This window comes from Wolbachia endosymbiont of Pentidionis agamae (assembly GCF_036711655.1).
In the GTDB taxonomy this organism is placed as follows: domain Bacteria; phylum Pseudomonadota; class Alphaproteobacteria; order Rickettsiales; family Anaplasmataceae; genus JAZHPY01.
Window position 1 is genome coordinate 1 of sequence record NZ_JAZHPY010000092.1, and the last position, 3,869, is coordinate 3,869.

Annotated in this window: 3 protein-coding genes; 1 reads left to right on the plus strand and 2 read right to left on the minus strand. The window is 31.7% G+C overall.

Going from position 1 to position 3,869, the window contains the following annotated elements:
- Positions 1 to 183, minus strand: a 183-nt coding sequence (locus V6U76_RS04775) for a hypothetical protein (RefSeq protein WP_333023966.1), incomplete at its 3' end; no start/stop codon positions are given.
- Between the two features lie 73 nt (positions 184 to 256).
- Complete coding sequence (locus tag V6U76_RS04780; protein ID WP_333023967.1) at positions 257 to 1,588, minus strand: dihydroorotase; 1,332 nt, start codon at positions 1,586 to 1,588, stop codon at positions 257 to 259.
- Between the two features lie 307 nt (positions 1,589 to 1,895).
- On the opposite strand from V6U76_RS04780, the gene putA reads away from it, so the two are divergent.
- A partial coding sequence (gene putA / locus V6U76_RS04785) for a bifunctional proline dehydrogenase/L-glutamate gamma-semialdehyde dehydrogenase PutA (RefSeq protein WP_333023969.1) occupies positions 1,896 to 3,869 on the plus strand: 1,974 nt, incomplete at its 3' end.

Consider the following 3,869-nt stretch of genomic DNA (forward strand, 5'->3'; position numbering starts at 1 on the left):
CATAAATTCATTTATTTCTATGTCGAATTCAAACTTTGCACCATTTTTATCATGCCAGAAAGAGATTTTTTTAATGGACATTCTCTCAGAGATATAAGATGATAACTTTTTATTAGGATGGTTTCTGAGATATTCTATAAAGTAATCTGAAGGTATTGAATAATTATTTGATGTATTAGGCATATTTACTTCACATTTTATATTACTGTAATAATATAAAACGATTTATACTAAAAATCAAACATTTATTTAAACTTTAATCATATTGATAAATAATTTTACCTTGCGCGATCGTACGCATCACGCGTCCTGTTACCTTTCGGCCATTAAAAGGAGAATTTTTTGATTTACTCACAAAATTTTCTGTTTTTATTTCCCACTCATAATCTAGGTCAACCAAAGTTAAATCTGCAACCAGACCTTTTTGTATACGTCCACGTGGTACATGAATAATATCTGCAGGCTGATAAGTCAGTTTTGCAAGTACATCAAGCAAATTCATCTTTTTGTTATGATAAAGTTCAAGTGATAAAGGAAGTAAAGTTTCAAGACCAACAATACCAAAAGCTGCATTTTCAAGTGATAAGTTTTTTGAATGGTAATCATGTGGAGCGTGATCTGTAGCAATACAGTCAATCACACCATTTTTTAAACCTTCAATCATAGCTAACATATCTTCTTCTGTGCGAAGAGGAGGGTTCATCTTTGCAATTGCGCCATACTGCTTTACTGCGTCCTCAGTTAAAGTAAAATGGTGAGGAGCAACTTCGCAAGTAACATTTAAGCCTAAATCTCTTGCACGCTTAATTGCCTCTAACGAATCTTTTGTAGAAACATGTAAAACATGATAATGCACATTTTGTATATCCTTCATCAATAGTATGTCACGATTTACTATAATCGACTCCGAAGCATTTAAAATGCCTTTAATCCCTAGTTCTTCAGAAACTTTACCGTAATTAATTGCGCCACCAGCTGATAAATCTAGATCTTCTGCATGCTGGGCAATTGGAACATTAAGCATGCTTGAATAAAGTAGCGCTTGTCTCATCACAAATGAATTCATAACTGGCATGCCATCATCAGTAAACCCTACTGCTCCTGATTCTTTTAAAAGTGCCATTTCAGTTAACTTCTTTTCCGAAGAGGTAATTTTAGCATAAAATTCAATATTTACATGTGAAGTCTCAAGTGCTCTATATTTTAAATATCTAGCAAGAACAATATTATCAATAGGTGGAACAGTATTGGGTTGACAAACAACTGTAGTGACGCCTCCAGCAGCTGCAGATTTACTTCCTGTATATATGGTTTCTTTATGCTCTTCACCAGGTTCGCGAAAATGTACATGAATATCAATTAAGCCAGGCATTAGGATAAGCCCTTTACAATCTATAATGTCATCAATACCAGATGGAATCCCATCTTGAAATAATTGCTCACCAAAGTCAACAATCTTATTTCCTTGAGTCAGTAATGAACCATTTATATCAAGTTTACTTTCAGGATCAATAATACGAGCATTTGTATAAGCAATTTTATAATTCTCTTTTTGCCCTGTTTTTAATAAATTCCAAATCTGTTTCACTATTGCTTAAATATTAGTATTAATAAAAATCTAAGAGTTTTCAGAAGAAAATGCAAATTTATCTTCGATTTTTTTCTACCTGCTTTCTATTTCTAGCTATATTGTACTTTATAATTTTATCTAAAAGTCACCTATACTTAAGTTTTGGATTAGAAAAAAGTAAAGAAGCTTTTGAAAGAGCTTAAAATATTTATAATTTGTTTGAAAATTAAGCATCTGAAATTAATAAATACAGAGTATCAATTTGCATCTCTCTTGATCAAATTGTTATTTTATATATAATCAAATACTGTCTTTATAATGAAGTATGACAAATTTTATTCAAGAGCCTAGTGAGATAAGAAAACGTGTACAAAGCTTTCACTATATTGACGAAAAAAGCTATATACGTTATCTCACAGAAAAAGTAGAGTTGCTACCTGAAGTAAGCAATAGAATTTGTATTATTGCAAGACAAATAATTGAAAAAATTAAACACAATAAGTTAGGGGTTATAGAATCTCTTCTACAACAATATTCACTTTCAAGCGATGAGGGAGTAGCCTTGATGTGCCTTGCTGAGTCATTGCTGAGAGTTCCAGATAGCTACACAGTAGATGAATTAATTAAAGATAAGATTGTAGATCAGGGATGGAAGAAACATTTGGGGTCATCTTCATTATTTGTTAATGCCTATACTTGGGGTCTCATCATGGGTAGCGATATACTAAAAGATCAGAAAGAATGTTCAAGGTTTCAAAATATAATTTCAAAATTACTTAAAAACTTAGGTGAGCCTTTGATCCGCAATATAGTAAAACATGCGGTATCTATGTTAGGTAAGCATTTCGTTATTGGTCATACAATAGAAGAAGCACTAGAATATACTAAGTTAGATGAAAATAGTAAATTTTCTTACTCATATGATATGCTTGGGGAAGCTGCTCGTACTTGTGAAGATGCAGAAAAATACTTCAATTCATATATGCATGCTATAAAAGTTATAGGTTATTCCACTACTACTACTGATAATTTAAAGTCTCATGGCATTTCAATAAAATTATCTGCTTTACACCCACGTTATGAATTTGGTCAGTTTGATCTAGTAGCAAAAGAAATATTTTCTAAGGTTTTAATGCTTTGTCATGAAGCAAAAAAACATAATATTTCATTGTGTATTGATGCAGAAGAATCAGAAAGACTCGAAATATCACTTATTTTATTTGAATTGTTACGTTTAGATCAATCACTATCCGGTTGGGAAGGACTTGGCATTGCGGTTCAAGCATATCAAAAACGTGCTCTTTCAGTTCTTGATTTTATAGAGGATGTTTCTATAAGATCGCAACATAAAATCATGGTAAGGCTTGTAAAAGGAGCGTATTGGGATTCAGAAATTAAACGTGCACAGGAAATGGGCTTAAGTAGTTACCCAGTGTTTACAAGAAAAAGTTACACTGATGTGTCTTATTTAGCTTGTGCACAGAAGCTCTTAGCTAAGGTAAATAATTTTTACCCATGCTTTGCAACACATAATGCTTATACTTTTTCTGCTATAATAGAACTTGCTGATAAGGATCATCCTGGATTTGAATTTCAGCGTTTATATGGAATGGGGAAGGATTTGTATGAATATGCAATGACAGAGCTCACAACAAATATTAATTGTTGTGTTTACGGGCCAGTGGGTTCATATAATAATTTATTATCCTACTTGATTAGGCGTCTTCTTGAAAATGGGGCAAATAGTTCATTCATTCACAAAATACATGATAAAAATGTTAGCATTGAAGACTTAATTTGTAATCCATTGGAGAAAGCAAAAAATTTTAATTACGAACCTCATCCTAGTATTCCACTACCAAAAGATATTTTAGGAACAGAAAGAATAAATTCTTTGGGTATGGATATTAATGACTCAACAACAATTTTACAATTTAGAGATTATGTAAAATTCTTTAATGAAAAAAAATGGCAAGTAGGACCAATAATCTCTGGAGAATTGTTATTTGATAATAATAATTTTGTTAAAATAACAAACCCAGCTCTTTTGGGACATATAGTTGGAGAAGTTTCATACACAATAGATAATCAGGCTATTGGTGCTCTTGAATCTGCACATGAGGTTTTTCATAAATGGCAAAATACTGATGTAGAAGAGCGTGCTAAAATTCTTGAAAAGGCTGCAGATTTGATTGAAGAAAAAAGACAAAAATTAATTTATCTTTTAATTGTAGAAGCAGGAAAGATTTTATCAGATGCAGTAGCAGAAATTAGAGAAGCTGTTGATTTTTTACGTTAC